This window comes from Deinococcus sedimenti, assembly GCF_014648135.1.
GTDB classification, from domain to species: Bacteria; Deinococcota; Deinococci; order Deinococcales; family Deinococcaceae; genus Deinococcus; species Deinococcus sedimenti.
Genome location: NZ_BMQN01000001.1, coordinates 957250 through 976156 on the forward strand (window position 1 = coordinate 957250; position 18907 = coordinate 976156).

Here is an 18907-nt window from a genome sequence, read left to right on the forward strand (position 1 = left end):
GACGATCGAAGCATGCAACTGAGAATCGAATTCGAGATGCTCCAGCGCCTCCAGCGCGCCGGCCGGATCTCCCCAACCCTCGACCGCGACGACCTGATGACCATCGCCAGACTGCGCCTGTGCATGCCCACCAACCGTGGCGACATCCGGCGCCTGGTGCAGCGCCACCTGAGGGGCTGCGTGTCGAAAGTCGCGCAGTACCGCCACCAGCCCGTCCTGCGCACCACCAGTGACATCACCGGCGCGAGTGTGACCCTCTACCGTGACCTGCTGCCGAACGGGACGTCCGCCTACTACCGCGCCTGCTGCGGCGGCGACTACTGGCAGAAGGAGCTGTGGGCATGAGTAGCGCGGAATTCCACCTGCTGTCCCTCGCGGGGGAAATGGACCCACGGATGACCGAAGAAGCGTACCTGACCCTGTGCGCCATCAAGAAGGGCGAGGCGAACATCCCAGTGGAACGCGCGGTTGACCTGCTGCGGATGGTCTGCCCAGTGGAGGACGACGGGCACTGTGAGACCGTCGGGGAGATCCCGTTCGGCGGGCACAACATCATCATTGGGTTGGAGTACACAGCCAAGAACGCGATCATCCGAGTGGTAGCGTGGCCCCCCTTTCCGGAGATGTTGGCCAATCCGCTGCCCACTGGATCCGCATACAGCGCCGAGGCCTACATGACCGCAGCCGAATACCGCTCCCTGGCACCCGACCTGCACGCAGGGCAGGCCTGGTACTGGAACCTACGTGAGCCGGGGGTCCGCCTCGACGATTCCCACCCAGAGGCCATCTGGTAACACCTACGAACGTTCTCATAATATAGATTGACAGATCATCATGGGACGGCTACCGTGAATCCAGAAGACGGGCGCGGCAGACAGTCGCGCCCCACAGGAGCCCCCATGCAGACGCAACCCACCCGCACGCCCACGATCGCCAGCGCCGCCGCTCAGTACCTCAGCAGCGCCGCCCTGTCGCGCATTCCCGACTGCGCCCACTACGCCGCAGGGATTGACCGGGCAGTCCTGCGCCCGGTCGAATCGGCGCGCACCCCGGCCGCGATGCTGGAACAGCTCGCCGGCGCCGAACTGACCAGCGAGGCGCTCTGGGCCCTGGCGCCCATCAACAGCGAGGAGGGACTGCGCGGCTGGTGTGAGCGTTACGCCCACCAACTGCGTGCGGGTATCCATCAGGGCGGCCTGTGCACCCATGACGCCGATCACGGCCGCGTGCTGCTGTCCTTCTGTCCTCGCGGACAGGGGGCCTCAATGGATGGTCCTCTCCCCACCGCCTATTGGGTTCTGATTGCCACGCCGGAGCAGACCGCCCGGGCCCGGGCGGAGATTGAGCAGCAGGCCGCGCTGAGCCCGGCCGAACGGTACGCCCAGGACCTCGCCACTGGGGGCATCCCGGCTGGACTGAGTCTGCGTGGCTACCTCGCCCTGGACCGTGAGGAGCGGACGTTCCGTTCCGGCGGTACGCCGGGTGGACTGAGCGCGGATGAGGCACTGGACCTCATCGCCTCCTACTGCACCGGCGAGGTGATGATGTGCGAGCCAATGGACGGGTGGACCATGACTGCCCTCCACGGCGAGGCGAGCTGGCGCGGGTGCCCACTGTCGCTCGGTGCCGTCCATTCGAGTGGCGACACAGCCGCCGCTATGGTCAACACCAACGAGATCGATCTCTCCGTGACCTGCATGTTCATCCACGCTCCCGTTCGCGTCCCCGTGACCCAGGCCGCCGTGCTGGCCCCTGAGCTCATGGCCCGACTGATGAGCGCCTGAGTCCGCAATCCATAGGCGGCCCCTGACCGGCCCACGTGCAGCCGCCCGCCTAACGGTTCGCACCTATCCGCCACCCACCCTCCAGCGCCCGCCGGTGAGCGGCGCGGGTCTTTCCCAGAGTGGCTGCCAGTCGGGCCAGATCGCCGGAGCAGGACCGACACCCTAAATATGCCCGGGTAAAATTCATATGATCGCCAGCGCAGGGGTATAAGCGTTCTCAGAATACTAATTGACATACCTGCAACGTGCAGCGAAGATCACGTCAAGAAGACGCGCCGGCAGACAGCCGACGCCAAGCAGCAAGAGGAGACACATGAAATACCAAATGATGGAACTCGCAGGACAGCTCACCCCGGGCCACACCGACGCGCTGTGGGCCGCAATCGACAACATCCTGACCAGCGGGAAGGCGAGTGGTGAGGATATCGTCATCATCGCCCGCGAGCACCCGCGCGCCTGGGTCCACAACCGAGGGAGCCACCCCGCCAAGCCCTTCGAGCTCCAGTTCGGCAACAAGACCGTGAGTGGCGTCCTGACCTCCGAGGGCACCAAGGTCACGCACATCTTCTTCGTCCAGCAAGACGGCCAGCGTTCGGCCGTGAGTGGCGAGCACTACTACGAGACCGCCCGCATCGTCGCGGAGATGGTCAAAGCCGGCCAGTTCGCGGCGATAGCCAAAGTCGGCCAGTAAGCCCAGTCCATCGAGCGCCCCCGCCAAGACCAGCGGGGGCTTCTTCATTCCATCAGCCGGCGCCGGTGCCATTCATAGACCCAGTGCGGCCTGAGCTCGAAAGTGTACGTGGGTTCTGCGCCCAGACCCGGGACAGACCCGGGGCCGGCGCCGGTGGGTGATACCAGCGCCCAGTGTGGGTAAAAGTCGAAAGTGTACGTGGGTTCTGCGTGCGAGATGTCAAAGGCTATCCCTGGATTCACAGTTAGTGTTGTTATCCCTGTCCCTTACCTTCTCCCGGCCCAGGACCCTATCTACACTAAGTCGCCTACCCGCTCAGCCTGGACCCACACCCACTGTGAGTCTTGATCGCCCTGGCCCGGGCTTGCGCGAACACTAAAGCCGCTGGTATATCAGCTGGGGTATCAGCCAGGCCAAGCGAGTGTGGTAAAATCATCTATAGATGGGCGCTCTCTGCCGCGAGGTGGAGGGCGCTTCTTCATTGGAGGTGAACAATGCGAAGAATGCTCGTGAAGCGCGTGCAGCCGGGCAGTCTAATCTGCGAGCTGGACGGGGCGGAGGTGGTGGTCATCGGTACTGGTCCACGGCCTGATCAGTACATCTATGCCTTCCAGCTGGACGGCGTCTGGCGGCTGGGATCGTGAGCTGCAAGTGTTGCGGCAAAGACAAAGCAGAGGCGCCGGCGCCGGCTGCTGGACGGGCACAGAGACCGCAGCAGACCCGGCGCCGGACGTCCACCGACCTGCCCAGTGGATTCGCACCTGCACCGCCAGAGCTCGACGCGTGGCAGAGACCGGTGGGGATCGGGTCACAGTGCCTGGGTGTGCCGACCGCGCAGGGTCCAGTCCTGCTAGGAGAGCGTGATCAGCCCCTGGACGCGGGGCCAGGCAGGGGAACACTGAGCTACGTCCGGCAGGCCTACGTCTACCCCCCAGAGTTCCTGGAGCCCAGTCTGACGGTGAGCCCCGGCGCCGGCGTCTGGCAGGTGACGCCTACCTCGCTGCTGCCGACGTCCAGCAACCCGGGGCTGGTGACGGAGAGCTTCAGCGACTTCCGCGCCGTGGCCGCGTTGAGCGAGCTGCCGGACCGGTATCAGGCCGACGCGACCCGCTTCAACGACAACGGCGCAGACTGGCGCCCGATCCGGTTCCGACTCACAGGCCAGGGCGTGACGGCCAGTGGGACGGCGAGCGCTGAATACTTTGAAGCGCCCCTCAGCAACCCCGGGCAGACTGCTGGGACGGGCCAGTTCTACACCCGCCCGCACAGCCAGAGCGTGCCGGGCGTCGAAGTGGAAAGCCCGGGCTACGGCATATCAGCCCTGTACATGGAATGGTACGTGCCGGAGCGGATCCCACAGGAGTGGATCAACCGAATGGCCCAGACCCCGCCTGACCCGCCTGGCCTACCTGTGCGGCTCGTGGCCGACCTGAGCAACGGTGATCAGGCGAGGTGGGAGCCACAGCGCCAATTCAGCAACCGCGGGGCCTGGACTGCCGAGTACGGCGGGGAGTCCTTCAGCGGCACGGGCGACTCCGGCGGTGAGGGCAGACCACGGATCACGTGGGAGGGCCACCTACCCCCGGGTGGGGCGCCCGTCTGGGATGGCATCACGCGCACCGGGGTGCGGGCCCGGGACCGCATGGTGACCCGGCTGCCGGTGACTCAGCTGTACACCGTCCTGTTGGGCGGCAACTACCAGTCCAGCGACCTGCTGGGTCCACCGCGCGAGACCTTGACCGTAGAAGCTGACCTGCCTGGGCTGGGGCGATTCGAAGTACACGCCCCCGACGACAGCGTGACCAGCGGGGGGCACAGGGATCTGCTGGTGGGCGGCGCGAGTATGACCCTGGCCGGCAACCCGCTGTCCGGCAACAGCTGGGCCATCCTGCGGCGCCGAGGTGGGGAGCTGAATCTACTGACCCTCGGCGCCGGCGCCTTGACCGTCCATCGTCCTACCGGGGCGTTCTCCCTGCCTGTGGGTGGGACGTGGCTGGAGTCTGACCTGACTCAGGGGCAACATCCGGACCACGTGCGACTGATCGGAGAGCGCGCCTTCATCCTCACGGGCTTCGACGCCTTCAGGGATCTGGAGCCCGGTGAGCGGCCCCGGCGCCTGGAGGGGCTGGAGGAGGCTGACCGACTCGAAGGCGCAGAGCCTGCTGGGATCAGCATCGTGGCTGAGGTGCCGCTACCCACACTGACCACCGCCGGGCTACCGCGCTACGGCCGTGAGCCGCGGGTGTTGTTCCATTCAGACCCTGAAGTGATCTGGCCCTGGTCCACGCCCAGACTTCAGGACGCAGAGGACGAACGCGGATTAGGGACTGAAGTGACTCAGCCGGCGCCGGTGCTGTTCCCAGGGGCTGGCCCGGTGGTGATTGTCGGGCGGGCGCGCGGTGGGGAGCCAGAGGACGGCGGCAACTGGACCTGGAGCAGCGAATACGACGGCTCGCACAGCTGGCGGCCGTTCACGCAACTGTGGCCGGACGGGGCGCCGGGCACATTCGAAATCGACGCCGAGGTTGAACATCTCGCGGCCTACGCGCCATTCAGGGAAATTATCGAGGGGTAAAAATGCATACAATCATCGAGACTGTCGGTGCAGCCGAGGTGCTGATCACCGAGAACAGCTATGCCGGCGCCGTCATTCACGGCGTCGAAGGCACACCGGCGGATGTCGAACTGCGCTACGCCGGACAGACGGGCTTCACCACGCCGACTTACCCGTATCAGCTGCAAGCGGGCGACCTGCTCAGGATCACGCCCACGCAGGCGGGTACGCAGACTGTGCGCCTGTACGGTCTTCTGGGCGCGAACGCGAGCGTGGCGCCGGTCATCGCAGACGAACCGCAGACGCTCCAGCCGGGGCAATTCCAACTGGTGACGCCTGACGGACAGGCCGCCTACCTGCGCTTCCAGACTGTGGGCGGACCAATCGACCTGACCGCCGGCGCCGGCGCCGCTGGACCGGCTGGGCGTGGCGTGCAGTCTGTGACCCAGAGCGGCAACCAGTTGACCTTCACGCTGACCGACGGGACCACCCAGGGGCCGTTCATCCTTCCGGCCGGACCTGCCGGCGTCGACGGCAGAGACGGCATCGACGGCGCACCGGGCGCAGCTGGGCGCGGCATTCAGTCTGTGAGTCAGTCTGGCAGTGAGTTGACCTTCACGCTGACGGATGGAACGACCGCCGGGCCGTTCACCCTCGGCGCCGGCGGTGGCGGCGGGGGCGGTGGAGTGAGCGCGGTCTACCTCAGCACACCCGACCAGACCCGCAGCGAGCTGGTCCCGGCCACCACCCAGGACATCGGCGGGTCAGAGAACTTCTACGGCGAGCAGCTGCTGATCACCACCACCTTCACCGCGAACCGCCTGACCCTGCGCCAGTTCATCCCCGGCGGCGCGGGCCTGCGCGGGGTGATCGCGGACGTGACGGGCGGGACGGTGCAGTCCTTCAGTCTCAGCACGAACACGCACCCTGGGACGGCCGGAGACGTGGCGCTGGACTTTGGCAACTTCACCTTCACCTCGGGCCGGAACTACCTGATTGGGCTGGAGGGGGATGGGACGAACGCGGGGCCCAACCTGCTCGGAACCACAGGGGGCTTCACTGCGCCCGCGAACGTGACCCCCGCCGGCTGGACGCGCAGCTCAGGGCGCGCGGTGGGCGCCGGCGTCTCGGTCATCCTGGGCGTGGCGCACTTCGCGTACAAGCTCGAACTGGTGGACCCGACCGCACAGAAAAATGTTCAGGGCCCACTGGACGTCATCGACCTGCCGGGCTACACCGGCGCCGGCACCGGGACCGCCCTTCACCGCACGGTCGGTGGTGTGGTCTGGCGCCTGACCGACGCGGCGCCCGGAACGCCCGTGAATATCAGCGCCAGCGCGGGCCTGAGCGTTCCATATACCCGTGCGGACGCCAGTGGTGGATCCCTGACGCTGACCCTGCCGACTGCTGCAACGGCGATCTTCCCGGTCTACTGGATCAAGCGCGTGGACGCGGTGGGGGCCAACTCGGTGACGCTCCAGGCTTCCGGCTCGGACACCATCGACGGTGACGCCACCTACGTGCTGGGCGGCGCGGGCCGTCCAGGGGTGATCCTGCTGGCCCGACCCGGCGGCTGGGACGTGATGTGAGATGACGCAAGGAAAAGGACATATGACATGAGACCTGAAGAACTCGACGCCTGGCTCCGGCTGGGCTTCATCGCACTGACCGCGGCGCTCGCACACATCCTGTTGATCGTGAGTCGCGGAACGAAGATCACGAAATCGACCCTCGCCCGGCACCTCAGCCGGGCGCTGCTCACGGGCTTTCTCGCTGCGGGCATGCACAGCCTGATCACCCAGTTCTGGCACGTGAGCCCCACGTTCGGCGTATTCATCGCGTCTGCAACGGCGATGGTTGGGGTGGACGCGCTCCAGGGGCTGATCAGCGACATTCTCCCGAAGATCATCGAGAAGTGGTTGAACGTGAAGCTCCCCGAGAAGGAAGAGAAGGATAAGGACAAGGAAGACAAGGAAGAAGGAGGTGATGAAGCGTGAACCTCGATCAACTCGCCGCCTTCGTCGGCATCCAACTGCCCTCGGAGCTGATGATCCCCTTGCGCGTCCTGATCGTCCTGGGCTGCGTAATCGTCATCCACGCCCAGCTGCGCGGCTGGAGACAGCTCAACTTCTGCCGGCGCCTGACGGTGGCCAGCTACATCGTCATGGCGCTCGGCTTCCTGCTGAGCGCGGTCCTCACGGGCCGCACCGGCACCAACACCCCCGCGTATCAGCTGCTGATTCAACTCGGCGTGCTGATGCGCCTGACCGCAGACGCTGTGAACGCTGGGCACCGTCGACATATCAGGCGAATCCGGGAAGGCCGGACCCGCTGAGCCCAACAAGGGCGTCTGGGAGTGGTACAATGGAGACAGCCGCACCGCCACCCGCACAATCCGCGTTCTCATAACCCCTGCTGAGTTATCAGCGGGGGTTCTTCTTTGGAGGTCTGTATGATCATCGTCCTCGACCCCGGCCATGGGGATACCCCCGGCGCACCGGGCTACGACTCAGGCGCCTGTGACGGCAACCGGCATGAAGCCGTCGCTGCCCTCGAAGCCGCCCTCACCCTCAAGCACATCCTCACGGGCATGGGCTTCACCGTGCACCTCACGCGCGACGGGACCGCTGGAGGCAAGCCAGACCTGAACCAGCGCCTGACCCGGGCCCGCCAACTCGGCGCCCGCGCCTTCATCTCTGTGCACTACGACAGCAAGTTCGAGAAGCCGCGCCATCGCAGAGGCTGCTACTACGCCCCCGGGACCGCCAGTCGACTGATGGCCGATGCACTGCGACGGCGCATGGGACGGGACTTCTGGATTGCCCCGAGTAGCTCTTCGCGATTCAACGGCTTGTATATCGATGCGTTCCCCGACGCACTCCCGTCCGTGATGCTCGAACTCGACTCGATCCAGTACGCGCCCGCCACCCGTGACCGCAGCGGGCGCCTGGCCCTGCTCACCCCCTACGCCAAGACCATCGCCGCGTTCCTGAACGCGAAAGGAAGTGTCAAATGATCGACCCACGTATCCAAGCCGCCCTGAACGAAGCCCGCGAGCGCGCCACCCGCGTCGTGACCGCCAATGGGGGCATCAGCGTTCAGATCCCGACCAGCACCCAGACCATCGCGAAGCCCATCACCGAAGCTGAAGTCTTCGCCCTGATCACCAGCCTGCTCCCCCGCGTGCTGGACGGCATCGCGCAGGCCCGCGCGGCCCTGGGTGACCGGAAGCTGTCGCTGGCCGAGGCCCTGCAACTCGGTACGACCATCGCCACCCTGGTGAGCGCGGCCGTCAAGGACGGCGCCCCGCTCGTGAAGGGCGCCGACGCCCGCTTGCTCGCCAGCGCCCTGCTTGGCGCCTTGTACGACGTCTTCATCCCCGAGCGCCTCCCGACCTGGGCGCGCCCCTTCAACGGCGCCATCAAGTCGGCCGTGCTCGGCGGCCTGGAGCTGGTCTATCAGGCCCTGGTGAAGAAGAAGTAATGACACAGGAAGCGTGGCAGGAAGCGGCAGGGTGCGTCAGGAGACTGCACGGCGCGCTGATGTCCCTGGAGCCCGAGTTCGAACGGCTGCGCACGCTGGATACACCCGATGCGACCTGGGAGCAGGTAGAGCAAGAACTACTCGACCTGCTGGATCGGATCAACGCCTGACCTGAAGCTCCATAAGAAGCTGCCCCCTGCCATTCGTGGACAGGGGGCGCCTTTTTCGTTGTATCAGCACATCTTCTGCTCTGGGCTGATGGTGACCGTGGTCTTCACCCCGTTGCTGTAGCTGCTGCTGGTCCGCGAGCCCTTGTAGTCCTGAACGCACACCGGTTCCAAGCTGTCCGCCCGCGACTGTGCGCGCTCGTTCAGATCGCCCTCGCCGCCAGGGCACTGCTTGATGCTGACCCGCCCACCGGAGCTCGATCCCCAGCCCGAGGAGCACTTCCCGCCGCCGGGGGTGGGCTCGCCGCTCGGGGGCGTGGGCGGCACGGGCGCGACGGGCGGCACCAGGGACGGGGGGCGGACGGTGGACATCACGCTGCCTCCGGGAACCGGGACCACCGGCTCGCCCGGAGCGCCCGCTTCGCTGGGCTGGTAGGTCTGAACCACTGGGCACGCGGCCTGACCGATCGGCTTGATGTGCAGCACGCCCGACATGGTCTCGCCCGACCGGGCGCCTTTCAGGGCCACGCGGATGCGGCTCTGGTCCGGTTCGGGGATCACGCGGAGGGCGGCGATGTCGTAGTTCGACGGGCGCCCGCTGATGCTGATGGTTCCGCCTTCAAAGCCGAGTCGCAGCGCCTTCCCATCGAACTGCGCTTTGGTGCAGGCCTGCTGTGGGACGCTGATCCGGGCGCCGTCGACCGTGGCCCACCCGTTCTCTATGGTGAAGGGGCCGCCGTCCACCGCCACGGTGGTGTCCGCGTACAGCAGGGCCATGCTGGTGGCGCCGCTGTCGTCATACCCAACCAGCGGCAGGGTCTGATGCTGGAGCGTCTCCAGTAGGCGGGACATCGAGGCGCGCTCGGACAGGGCAATGTTCTGCTGAATCTGCCCCTGGACCGCGGTGTTCAGCGCCAGGCCGACGCCGCCGATGACCACGCTGGCGATGGAGAGGGCGATGATGCTTTCAACGAGGGTAAAGCCGTGGGTGAGGTTCTTCATGCCCTGGTTGTCGCTCAGCCCAGGCCCGCGCGCAACTGCAATTCTCATAGAAGAACGCCCGGTAAAACCGGGCGTTGGATGGGGTTGGGACAGGGGGTCAGGCCCTGGCCAGCTCCAAAAGGGCGAACGCGTGTGGCGCCACATCCAGGGCGCGGCGGATCAGTGGCGCCGTCAGGTGCGCGAGCTCCTCGAATGCCGGCTCGCCGGCTTCGACGTCCAGGTGGTATTCGTCAGCAACGAACACCAGACCGCGCGTCTCCGGACGCGCGACCGTGCCGCACGGTCCGACCCTGACTAGCAGGCGCCGGCAGTCACCCACGGTCGGGATGCTGAGCTCGAAGTGGAATTCGTCGCGACCGTCGTACTCGAAGACCGTGGTGCTCACGCGCGTTCGCTCGCTGGTGAATCGCTGAACATCACCCTGGCTGTACACGATGTCACACAGGTGGCCCAGCTGGTTGGGCATCGTCCAGTACGGACAATCACGGGATTCGGAGGCCTCATCCTCGGGGTGCAGCCGGTCCACCGCGTCCTGAATCTGACGGCCAGTCATTCCAACGCTCATCCCGTACCGCACCCAGAGCTCGCGGGCTCCAGGGCTCAGCGGCACCGGCTCACCCGCGAGTTCCCGCAGCACCAAGGCCACGTCCACCTGCTCAGTGGTCAGGGCGCTCACTGTGCCAGCTCCAGCAGCGCCCGGGCCTCGGCGCGCGAGATCAGGTGGGAGTCGGTGAACACGAACACGGCGGTGCGGCTGGCGTTATCGAAGCACAGGATGCGAATGGCGCCCATGCCCAGGACGTCCGACAGCAGGCGGTCATCCTCGCGGCTAGACTCGTAGGTGGTGACGGACCGGTCGACAATCACCAGGAGGGCGCGTGTCATGAATCTGACCTGGCGGGCGCAGGTGGTCGCTCCGGCGGTCCCCTCGGTGGTAGCCAGGGTCATCAGCTCGCGGGCCAGACTCAGGGCCTCGCTGGTGGTGCTGCGCGGGCGCTTCAGGTTCTGGTGGGAGACAGAGCCGGTGTGGGTCCGGGTAGGCTCGCTCGCCGGGATGGAGAGCCAGCGGTCAATCATGCGGCAGGATTCCTCGGACAGGCCGGCGGTGATGTCCCCGGCGAGTTGATGTAGTTGATACGTCATGTGATACGTTGTCGCACGCCTGGTGGGTGGAATGGTGAGCCCAATGAGAGGCGCCGGCCCCGGGAGCGGGAACCGGCGCCGGCCAGCGGGTCTTCAGTAACCGCGTGCGGCCAGGAACGCGTCCAGGCGCCGGCGAACCCAGCCGAACACCCAGACGCAGGCGTCCTGGAGCGCGATGAAGGCCCAGTAGCCCAGGATCGCCGTTGGAACCAGCAGCAGCAGGGCGAACGCGAACAGCTCGGGGCTCATGGGAGTGCCGGTCAGCAGGCTGTGGATGATCAGACGGACGATGTCGAAGAAGAGGTCGAAGTTCATACCCAAAGGCTCGCTCATCTCTGGCGTGCACATGTGTTACTCCCGACGCTCAGACTCTCATGCAACTCAGATCAGGAGCAAGATGTCGACGAACCAGCCCGGTAGCGGCTCCATCCGCCGGTAGATGCGGACATAGTGGACCGCCCAATCCGCCCACTCGACGCCGGCGCCGGCCTGCCACAGCACGTCCCCGGCGCCGCACCCGCAGATCGCCCCAGCGCCGCAGACGCTGCGCCAACGCTGTGGGCCCTCGGTCTGGATGACCTCCAACACCCGCGCGGCCGCCTCCGGGTCATCACGCCACAGGTCGGTGAGAAGCCGCGCGCAGCCGTCGCAGCAGTCGACAGCGCCCGCGAGGACCATCAGGCCCAGCTGCGGCCACTCGTTCACCGGTCCCCCAGGCGACAGGCGCGCCGGACCCAGCCCACGGTGAGTCGGTCGATCTCCGGCTGAATGGGGCTGTACAGGTACGCATCCGGGTCACGGATGCCGACACCCACGGCGAACTCACCCAGCATGGTGACCCAGTTGTTCGGGTCCACGGAGTTGCGGATCAGCGGCTCGAACGCGTCCAGCACGTCATCCGGCAGCTCGCTCAGCAGGTCGTAGCGCTCCTCGGACAGACTGCCGCCGATGAAGAGCATCGCCAGCAGGAGCCGTGATCCGCTCATCTCGGGGTGATTGCCGCTCACAGCCGGTCTACCGGGGACGCGCGCATGTGCTCGCGCTGGAGGTCGTCGGGGAGGTAGCGGACGTAGCGCCGGGTCATCTCCAGGGTGGTGTGCCCGAGGATCTGCTGGAGCGAGAACAGATCGCCCCCCTGTCTCAGGTACTGCACCGCCATCCCGCGGCGCCACGCATGTGGGGCCGTATGGTCGCGGGGGAGACCGGCCTGAGCGCCGATCGTCAGCAGCAGGTGCGCCAGGCCGCCGGGGGTCATGGGCTCCCCGGAGCGGTTGAGGAACAGGCGGTCAATCACCGGGAGGGAAGGGTGGCGCTCCACGCGCAGGTACCGGGACAGCGCCTTCCCAGTCCGGATCCCGAACGGCACCACCCTGCGCTTCCGGCTCTTGGACGTTGCCGCGTTCACCGTGATCATGCCGGTGTTGAAATCCACGCTGTCCACTGTCAGGGCCAGCAGCTCCCCCTGTCGGATGCCCGTGTCGTACAGCGTGAGCATCAGGGCCCGGCTGCGAGCCGGGCGCGCGAGGGTGGCGGCGACTTTCAGGCAGGCATTCACCTCCTCCGGCTGAACGGCGGGAGGCGGCTCGTGCCGAATGTTCGGCATGGACAGACGTAGGGTGGGGTTACGGTCAAGCAGCTCCTCCGCCACTGCCCACCGGAACACCGCGCGAACACCCCTCAGGACCGCGTGTTCACCGCCAGGCCCCATGCCCCGCGAGTCCCGCAGCCACAGCTGGAACTCGGCCAGCAGGTGCCGGTCAATCTCACTGATCTCCCCAGTGTGGCCCCGCTCCAGCAGGAACTTGTGGAGTGGTTCGAGGGCGTACCCGTAGTAGGTCACCGTGGAAGGCGAGCGCCTGGCCGCCTGGAGCGACCGCGTATGCATCAGGCACAGCTGTGTCAACAACATAGAAATCCTCCTGTGTTGACGCATCTGCCGCCCCCTGAGCAGCACTAGATTCGATCTCTCATTCGCCCAGGCAGCGGCGAACTGCAAAAGCAAAATACCCCCGCTGGGAGCGAGGGCATCTGCCTTACTGGTGCCGGTGAGGGGACTCGAACCCCTACGGTTTCCCGCTCGATTTTGAGTCGAGTGCGTCTACCATTCCGCCACACCGGCCGGTGCGTGGGGAATGGTAGCGCCTGCGCGCGGGCTGGTCAAACGGGCGTGGGGTCAGGGGCCGCGCCGATGCGGGCGCCGATGTCGCGCCGCAGCTGCGCGCCGGGAAAGTCCACGCGATCCGCAAGGGCGTACGCGCGGCCCAGCGCGCCGTTCAGGGTGTCCGCGACGGCGGTGACGGCCAGCACGCGGCCGCCGCTGCTGATCAGCCCGGCGGCGCTGGCAGCGGTGCCCGCGTGGTAGATGACCTCGTCCTGGCCGGGTTCGGGGAGGGTCAGGGGAATCCCTTTCTGCGGTTCGCCGGGGTAGCCGGGCGCGGCGAGGATGATGGTGGCGCTCGCGGCGTCGCCGAAGCGCACGTCCTCGGGTCGGAGCTGACTGCGGGCGGCGTCCAGGGCATGCTGCGCGAGGTCGCTCTGTAGCAGGGGCAACACGGCCTCCGCTTCGGGGTCGCCGAAGCGGGCGTTGAATTCCACGACTTTCGGGCCGTTCGGGGTGAGCATCAGTCCGGCGTACAGCACGCCCCGGAACGGGTGCCCGCCTTCGCGCATGCCCGCCAGGGTGGGTTCGATGATGTCGCGCCGTACGACTTCCAGCACCTCCGGGCTGATGGGGAAGGGACAGATGACGCCCATCCCGCCGGTCATGGGGCCGGTGTCGCCCTCGTGGATGGTCTTGTGGTCCTGGCTGGGGGGCGTCAGGGCGTACGCGCTGCCGTCGGTCAGGGCGAGCACCGTGACCTCCTGCCCGGTCATGAAGTCCTCGATGACCGCCTGCGCGCCGGGCTGCGTGAAGATGTCCCGCAGCGCCGCCCGCGCCTCGTCGGTGCTGTGGGCGATGGTGACGCCCTTCCCGGCCTTCAGGCCCGCGTCCTTCACCACGATGGGCGGCGTCAGGGTCCCCACGTGCGCCGCGGCCGCGCCCAGGTCGCTGAAGGTGTGGTGCGCGGCGGTCGGGATGCCGTGGCGGTGCATGAACGCCTTGCTCCAGGCCTTGTCGCCCTCCAGTCGGCTCGCGGCGCGCGACGGGCCGAACGCCGGGATGCCCAGCGCCTCGCACTCGTCCACGACGCCCGCCGCGAGGTACGCTTCGGGCCCCACGATCACCACGTCGGTCGCCTCCGCGCGGGCCAGCTGCGCGAGGCTCGCGGCGTCCTGCGCGCTGCCGATCACGCGGGCCATGTGCGCGATGCCAGGGTTGCCGGGCGTGCACAGCACCTCGTGCCCCGCGCGGACGCAGGCGTGCACGATCGCGTGCTCGCGTCCGCCGCCGCCGATCACCAGGACGCGCATCAGCCCTGCCCCCGCGCGGCCTGCCGCGCCCAGTAGCGCAGCAGCCCCTGCACGCTCATCCACGGCGGGCACGCGAAGTCGTATCGGGCGGGCAGGGTCGGGTCTTCCATCTTGAGTTCGTGCATCAGGTCCTCGGTGAAGGCGGTCGTGATGGCCTGCGGGTCCAGTCCGGCCGTCAGGCCCGCGCGGACGCGCTCGGCGTCGGCGGTCATGGTGGCGCGCAGTCCGGCCCAGTGGTCGGGCGTGTTCGGGTACGCCCCGAAGTGCGCGAGGTGCAGCGTCCGGGCGTCCAGCGTCTCCAGTACGGAGAGGCTGCCTTGCCACGCCTCCAGATTGATGTCCGGCGGCGGGGTGGGCGCGCGGGGTGTCTGGGCAACGTCCAGCCGGATGCCCCCCACGTCCCCCAGGAACAGGTCGTCCCCGGCGTGGTACGACACGTGATGCACGGCGTGCCCCGGCGTGTAGTGCACCTGCACCGGGTGGTCGCCCAGCGTCAGCGTCTCGCCGCCCTTCAGGACGGTCAGGCGTTCGGGATCGATGGGCCGCATGGTGCCCCACAGCGCGTCCATGTGCTCGCCGTAGATCTGCGTGGCGCTCGCCAGCAGCCGCTCCGGGCGCGACAGGTGCGCCGCGCCCCGCTCGTGCACGTACGCGCGGGCCTGCGGCACCCGGTCCAGCACGGTGCCTGCCGCGCCCGCGTGATCGAAGTGAATGTGCGTCAGCAGCACGTGCCGAACGTCCGCCAGCGACGCGCCCACCCCGGCCAGTCCGGCCTCCAGCGCGCCCAGGGTGCTGCCCGGCCCGGTATCCACGACCGCCAGCCCGTCCCCGGTGTCGAACACGCTGGAGGCGATCACGCCCGGCGTGTTCTGGAAGTTCAGGTCAAGCGTGTGGACCGTCATGCCTTCCCGGTCAGGCGCGCGCCCAGCAGCAGCAGCGCCGCCGCGTACTGCACGTACGCGATCATCCGGATGACCCGCACGTTCGCCGCCGCGCGCAGCGGGCCGAACGTCATCGCCAGGATCAGGGTCGCGCTGAGGAGGATGAAACCGAACACAAGCCAGAGTGCCATGACGCGCAGGATACCCCGCCCCCCAGCCTGATCAGTCGCGCCTGCGGCTGCTGACGGCGATCAGGGCGTCCCAGCTGTCCGGCTGGTCCGGGTCGTCCAGCGCCGTGCGGTTGCGCCCCGTGAACCCGCATTTGCGGCAGCGGTGCACGATCACCCAGCCTTTCTTCCCGCTCTGGTCCACGTCCACCGGTTCCATGACGCCGTGACAGTCGCAGGCGCGGTCGCCGGGCAGGACGTCCACGTGCAGGCTGTGCAGGCACGCGGGGCAGTGGTTGCGCACCGACCCGTTCCGCAGCGGCTGCACCAGCGCGCCGCAGTTCGCGCAGGTGAACGCATTGTTCGTGCCCTGCACCGTGAAGCGCCGCTCGCCGCTCACGCCCGCCGCCCGGACCGCTGCGCCCAGCGGGAATCGAGGAACGCACGGATGCTGGGCGTGCCCACCAGCGCCGTGCACAGCAGCAGGTACCCCAGACCCGCCAGGCTGACGATCCAGCCGCGCCAGGACGCGCTGCCCGCCAGCATGCCCACGATGAACACCAGGAAACCCGCCAGCATCCCGAAGCTGATCGTCAGGCGCCACGCCCACACGCTGCCACGCCAGACCATGTGCAGCAGGAACGCGGTGGCGGCGGCATAGAGCACCTCGCGGAGCACGCCGGCCGTCTGCCCCTGCAACAGGCCTGCCAGGAACGGCAGGACCGTCAGGCCGAACAGGGTCACGAGCACGGCCAGGGTCGGGACGCGCCCCGCCTCGGCCAGGGCGGGATCATGCGGGGAGGGGGTGGGGGCGGCGGAACTCACGCCCCGCATTCCAGCACACGCCCGCCCGCCTGACGAGGACAGCGGTCACGGGCGCGGCCCTGCTACGCTGGCGGGCATGACCCCCACCCTCAAGCTGGACGCCGTGTGCGTCGGGCAGCCGACCGCCCTGCGCGTCGGGAAACGCGACGACATCAGCGGCATCGACAAGCACCCGGTGCCGGGCCGCGTGGCGGTCGGCACGGAACGCTTGGACGGCGACCACATCGACAGCAAGAAACACCACGGCGGCCCGGATCAGGCGGCGTACCTGTACACCGCGCCGGACTACGACCACTGGACCGGGGTGCTGGGCGAGGCGTTGCGGCCCGGCACGCTGGGCGAGAACCTCGTCCTGAGCGGGCTGGAATCCGCCGCGCTGCGGGTCGGGGACCGCCTGACCGTCCACGCCCCCGAGGGGGACGTGGTGTTCGAGGTCACCGCGCCCCGCATTCCCTGCGCGACCCTCTCGGCGCACATGGGCGACGGCACCTTCGCGAAGAAGTTCGCCAGGGCGCGGCGGCCCGGCGCGTACCTGCGCGTCCTGCAGCCCGGCACGGTCGGCGCGGGCGACCCGGTGACCTTCACGCCCGCCGCCGAGGGTGCCCCGACCATCGGTGAACTGTTCGACCTGTGGTTCGGCGCCAAGCCGGGCCCCGCCACGCTGGAAGGGTACCTGCGCTGGCCGCTGGCCGTCCGTCTGCGAAAGGACGTTCAGAAGTACCTGGGTGCCGCGCAGGGCTGAACGGAAGGGGGAGGGGGCGCGGACGTTCGATCAGTCCGCGCCCCCTCTGCCCCGTCCTTCTACGGATTCCGTCTGTTTCGTTTACAACCCGGAACATCACCGGGTTGTCAACTCCACGCCCGGAACCCGTTTTGCTCCCACTCGCATCCGCTCGGGTTGAAAGGTTTTGCAGACCTTTCAACCGGAGTCCTTATTACCCGATGGCGAGCATCCGCTCGATGGGTTTCAGGGCCAGCGCGCGGATGTCCGCCGGGACGGTCACGCGCGGTTCCAGGTTCACCAGGGCATCGCGGATGTTCTCCAGGGTGATCATCTTCATGTACTCGCAGCAAGCGGTGCGGCTGACGGGAATGAAGGTCTTGTCGGGCACGTCGTGTTCCAGGCGGGTGACCATGCCGGTCTCGGTGACGACGATGAATTCCTGCGCGGGGCTGGCCTTGGCGCGGTGGATCATGCCCTCGGTGGAGTACAGCTGCAAGTCGGGGATCTCGCCGAGGATCCTAGTGGAGCAGCCGCACTCGGGGTGGATGAGGAGTTCCGCGTCCGGGTACGCCGCCTGCTGGCCCTGCACGTCCTCGGGGCGGATCGCCTCGTGCACGTGGCACGCGCCGTCCCAGACGTCCATGGCGCGGCCCGTCTCGCGGATCACGTGCGCCGCCAGGAAGCGGTCCGGCGCGAACAGGACCGGCACGCCTTCGGGGAGGCTCTGGACGACCTGCACGGCGTTGCCGCTGGTGACGCAGTAGTCGCTCTCGGCCTTCACGTCGGCGGTGGTGTTCACGTAGGTCACGACCAGCCCGCCGGGGTTCTGCGCCTTCCAGTCGCGGATGCCCTGCGCGGTCACGGTGTCCGCCAGGGAGCACCCGGCGCGCAGGTCGGGCAGCAGCACGGTCTTTTCCGGGTTGAGGATCGCGGCGGTTTCCGCCATGAAGTGCACCCCGGCGAACACGATGACGTCCGCGTCGGTCTTCGCCGCCTGCCGGGAGAGGCCCAGCGAGTCCCCGACGAAGTCTGCGATCCCCTGCACCTCGGGACGCTGGTAGTTGTGCGCGATGATCACCGCGTTGCGCTCCTTGCGCAGGCGCTCGATGTCCGCGCGGATCTGTGCCTCGTCGGGCAGGACTTCCAGTTGCAGCAGGTCGCGGTGCGGGGTCTGGGGGCGGGGAACGACGGGATTCACGGCTTCAGGGGCAGAGTCGGTCATTTGGAGTCCTCGGGCAGGGGAATGAAGTTCAGGCTGATGTCCAGCGCGGGCGCGGAGTGGGTCAGGCCCCCGGCGCTCACGAAATCCACGCCGCTGACCGCCACGGCCGGGAGGCGCGCGGGCGTCATGTTCCCGCTGGCCTCCAGCGTGACGTGCGGCGCGAGGCGGTCCCGCACGGCGACCGCCTGCACGAGCAGGTCGTCACTCATGTTGTCCAGCAGCACGCGGTCCGCCCCGGCGTGCAGGGCTTCCTCCAGCCCGGCGAGGTTCGGCACTTCGCACTCGACTTTCAGCAGGTACGCGTGGTCCCGCGCGCGGCGGATCGCCTCGGTGATGCTCCCGGCGGCCGCGACGTGGTTGTCCTTGATCAGGATGCCGTCGTCCAGGCCCGCGCGGTGGTTGAAGCCACCCCCGTGCCGCACCGCCTGTTTTTCCAGGTCGCGCCACAGCGGCGTGGTCTTGCGCGTGTCGAGCAGCCGCGTGCGCGACTCGCCCAGGGCGTCCACGTGACGGCGCGTCTGGGTCGCCACGCCCGACAGGCGCTGCATCAGGTTCAGCGCCAGCCGCTCGCCGGTCAGGAGGCTGCGGGCCGCGCCCTGCACCGTCCCGACCGGGCCGCGGGTGCGGGCCTCGCCGTCCTGTGCGGTCCAGGTGACGGTCACGGTCGGGTCCACCAGCGCGAACACGCGCGTGGCGACCTCCAGGCCACTCAGGACCCCGGCCTCCTTCAGGAGGAACTCCGCGCGGGCCTGCTGCGCGGCGGGAATGGTGGCGAGGGTCGTGGCGTCACCGCGGCCGATGTCCTCGGCCAGGGCGGCGCGCAGGCGCTCATCCAGACTCAGCACGGGGCGGC

General features: G+C 68.0%; 27 protein-coding genes and 1 tRNA gene. 13 read left to right on the forward strand and 15 right to left on the reverse strand.

Annotation, left to right across the window (positions count from 1 at the left end; all coding sequences use genetic code 11):
• The first annotated feature begins 12 nt into the window (after positions 1-12).
• The 12 genes from IEY69_RS04755 to IEY69_RS04810 all read left to right on the forward strand — a co-directional run bounded on the left by IEY69_RS04755 (position 13) and on the right by IEY69_RS04810 (position 8682).
• On the forward strand, positions 13-345 hold the full coding sequence (locus tag IEY69_RS04755; RefSeq protein ID WP_189071951.1) for a hypothetical protein: 333 nt from the start codon (positions 13-15) through the stop codon (positions 343-345).
• A complete protein-coding gene (locus tag IEY69_RS04760) occupies positions 342-794 on the forward strand; it encodes a hypothetical protein (protein WP_189071952.1) in 453 nt (150 codons plus the stop codon). Before IEY69_RS04755 ends, IEY69_RS04760 begins: the two co-directional genes overlap by 4 nt.
• Positions 795-899: 105 nt before the next feature.
• Positions 900-1784, forward strand: a complete 885-nt coding sequence (locus IEY69_RS04765) for a hypothetical protein (protein ID WP_189071953.1) — start codon at positions 900-902, stop codon at positions 1782-1784.
• A gap of 313 nt (positions 1785-2097) precedes the next feature.
• Positions 2098-2475, forward strand: coding sequence for a hypothetical protein (locus IEY69_RS04770; protein ID WP_189071954.1), 378 nt, complete (start codon positions 2098-2100; stop codon positions 2473-2475).
• A 494-nt stretch (positions 2476-2969) separates the two neighbouring features.
• Positions 2970-3119 carry a hypothetical protein gene (locus IEY69_RS04775; protein WP_189071955.1) on the forward strand — a complete coding sequence of 50 codons (150 nt, stop codon included), beginning with the start codon at positions 2970-2972 and terminating at the stop codon, positions 3117-3119.
• Between the two features lie 314 nt (positions 3120-3433).
• The gene (locus IEY69_RS04780) at positions 3434-5050 is read left to right on the forward strand and encodes a hypothetical protein (RefSeq protein ID WP_189071956.1); all 1617 of its coding nucleotides are present in this window, start codon (positions 3434-3436) and stop codon (positions 5048-5050) included.
• Between the two features lie 2 nt (positions 5051-5052).
• Positions 5053-6618: a hypothetical protein gene (locus IEY69_RS04785; protein WP_189071957.1), complete on the forward strand. Its 1566-nt coding sequence runs from the start codon at positions 5053-5055 to the stop codon at positions 6616-6618.
• A 27-nt stretch (positions 6619-6645) separates the two neighbouring features.
• Positions 6646-7026, forward strand: coding sequence for a hypothetical protein (locus tag IEY69_RS04790; RefSeq protein WP_189071958.1), 381 nt, complete (start codon positions 6646-6648; stop codon positions 7024-7026).
• On the forward strand, positions 7023-7364 hold the full coding sequence (locus IEY69_RS04795; protein ID WP_189071959.1) for a hypothetical protein: 342 nt from the start codon (positions 7023-7025) through the stop codon (positions 7362-7364). Before IEY69_RS04790 ends, IEY69_RS04795 begins: the two co-directional genes overlap by 4 nt.
• A 117-nt stretch (positions 7365-7481) precedes the next feature.
• Positions 7482-8045 (forward strand): N-acetylmuramoyl-L-alanine amidase, encoded by a 564-nt coding sequence (locus IEY69_RS04800; protein ID WP_189071960.1) that lies wholly within the window; start codon positions 7482-7484, stop codon positions 8043-8045.
• The gene (locus tag IEY69_RS04805; protein ID WP_189071961.1) at positions 8042-8512 is read left to right on the forward strand and encodes a hypothetical protein; all 471 of its coding nucleotides are present in this window, start codon (positions 8042-8044) and stop codon (positions 8510-8512) included. The genes IEY69_RS04800 and IEY69_RS04805 overlap by 4 nt, the downstream gene beginning before the upstream one ends.
• Positions 8512-8682, forward strand: a complete 171-nt coding sequence (locus tag IEY69_RS04810; protein ID WP_189071962.1) for a hypothetical protein — start codon at positions 8512-8514, stop codon at positions 8680-8682. The genes IEY69_RS04805 and IEY69_RS04810 overlap by 1 nt, the downstream gene beginning before the upstream one ends.
• Positions 8683-8745: 63 nt before the next feature.
• On the opposite strand, the gene IEY69_RS04815 is transcribed toward IEY69_RS04810, so the two are convergent.
• The 13 genes from IEY69_RS04815 to IEY69_RS04875 all read right to left on the reverse strand — a co-directional run bounded on the left by IEY69_RS04815 (position 8746) and on the right by IEY69_RS04875 (position 16117).
• On the reverse strand, positions 8746-9681 hold the full coding sequence (locus IEY69_RS04815; protein WP_189071963.1) for a PulJ/GspJ family protein: 936 nt from the start codon (positions 9679-9681) through the stop codon (positions 8746-8748).
• A 97-nt stretch (positions 9682-9778) separates the two neighbouring features.
• Positions 9779-10357 carry a hypothetical protein gene (locus IEY69_RS04820; protein ID WP_189071964.1) on the reverse strand — a complete coding sequence of 193 codons (579 nt, stop codon included), beginning with the start codon at positions 10355-10357 and terminating at the stop codon, positions 9779-9781.
• Positions 10354-10824, reverse strand: a complete 471-nt coding sequence (locus tag IEY69_RS04825; RefSeq protein WP_189071965.1) for a hypothetical protein — start codon at positions 10822-10824, stop codon at positions 10354-10356. Before IEY69_RS04825 ends, IEY69_RS04820 begins: the two co-directional genes overlap by 4 nt.
• Positions 10825-10917: 93 nt before the next feature.
• Positions 10918-11139 (reverse strand): hypothetical protein, encoded by a 222-nt coding sequence (locus IEY69_RS04830; RefSeq protein WP_189071966.1) that lies wholly within the window; start codon positions 11137-11139, stop codon positions 10918-10920.
• 66 nt (positions 11140-11205) lie between these two features.
• The gene (locus tag IEY69_RS04835; protein WP_189071967.1) at positions 11206-11529 is read right to left on the reverse strand and encodes a hypothetical protein; all 324 of its coding nucleotides are present in this window, start codon (positions 11527-11529) and stop codon (positions 11206-11208) included.
• Entirely contained in the window at positions 11526-11831 is a 306-nt protein-coding gene (locus IEY69_RS04840) for a hypothetical protein (RefSeq protein ID WP_189071968.1), read from the reverse strand. The genes IEY69_RS04835 and IEY69_RS04840 overlap by 4 nt, the downstream gene beginning before the upstream one ends.
• Positions 11828-12733, reverse strand: a complete 906-nt coding sequence (locus tag IEY69_RS04845; RefSeq protein WP_189071969.1) for a tyrosine-type recombinase/integrase — start codon at positions 12731-12733, stop codon at positions 11828-11830. Before IEY69_RS04845 ends, IEY69_RS04840 begins: the two co-directional genes overlap by 4 nt.
• A gap of 128 nt (positions 12734-12861) precedes the next feature.
• Positions 12862-12943: transfer RNA gene (locus tag IEY69_RS04850), tRNA-Leu, on the reverse strand.
• 38 nt (positions 12944-12981) lie between these two features.
• Positions 12982-14235 (reverse strand): phosphoribosylamine--glycine ligase, encoded by a 1254-nt coding sequence (purD, locus tag IEY69_RS04855; protein ID WP_189071970.1) that lies wholly within the window; start codon positions 14233-14235, stop codon positions 12982-12984.
• A complete protein-coding gene (locus IEY69_RS04860; RefSeq protein ID WP_189071971.1) occupies positions 14235-15137 on the reverse strand; it encodes an MBL fold metallo-hydrolase in 903 nt (300 codons plus the stop codon). The genes purD and IEY69_RS04860 overlap by 1 nt, the downstream gene beginning before the upstream one ends.
• Complete coding sequence (locus tag IEY69_RS04865; protein WP_168927148.1) at positions 15134-15307, reverse strand: hypothetical protein; 174 nt, start codon at positions 15305-15307, stop codon at positions 15134-15136. Before IEY69_RS04865 ends, IEY69_RS04860 begins: the two co-directional genes overlap by 4 nt.
• Positions 15308-15338: 31 nt before the next feature.
• Positions 15339-15683: an RNHCP domain-containing protein gene (locus IEY69_RS04870; protein WP_189071972.1), complete on the reverse strand. Its 345-nt coding sequence runs from the start codon at positions 15681-15683 to the stop codon at positions 15339-15341.
• Positions 15680-16117 carry a hypothetical protein gene (locus IEY69_RS04875; protein ID WP_189071973.1) on the reverse strand — a complete coding sequence of 146 codons (438 nt, stop codon included), beginning with the start codon at positions 16115-16117 and terminating at the stop codon, positions 15680-15682. The genes IEY69_RS04870 and IEY69_RS04875 overlap by 4 nt, the downstream gene beginning before the upstream one ends.
• Before the next feature lie 67 nt (positions 16118-16184).
• On the opposite strand from IEY69_RS04875, the gene IEY69_RS04880 reads away from it, so the two are divergent.
• Positions 16185-16850 carry an MOSC domain-containing protein gene (locus tag IEY69_RS04880; RefSeq protein WP_189071974.1) on the forward strand — a complete coding sequence of 222 codons (666 nt, stop codon included), beginning with the start codon at positions 16185-16187 and terminating at the stop codon, positions 16848-16850.
• Between the two features lie 193 nt (positions 16851-17043).
• Here IEY69_RS04880 and nadA read toward each other — a convergent pair whose 3' ends face one another.
• The gene (gene nadA / locus IEY69_RS04885) at positions 17044-18054 is read right to left on the reverse strand and encodes a quinolinate synthase NadA (protein ID WP_189071975.1); all 1011 of its coding nucleotides are present in this window, start codon (positions 18052-18054) and stop codon (positions 17044-17046) included.
• Positions 18051-18899: a carboxylating nicotinate-nucleotide diphosphorylase gene (nadC, locus tag IEY69_RS04890; protein ID WP_189071976.1), complete on the reverse strand. Its 849-nt coding sequence runs from the start codon at positions 18897-18899 to the stop codon at positions 18051-18053. The genes nadA and nadC overlap by 4 nt, the downstream gene beginning before the upstream one ends.
• Between the last annotated feature and the right edge of the window lie 8 nt (positions 18900-18907).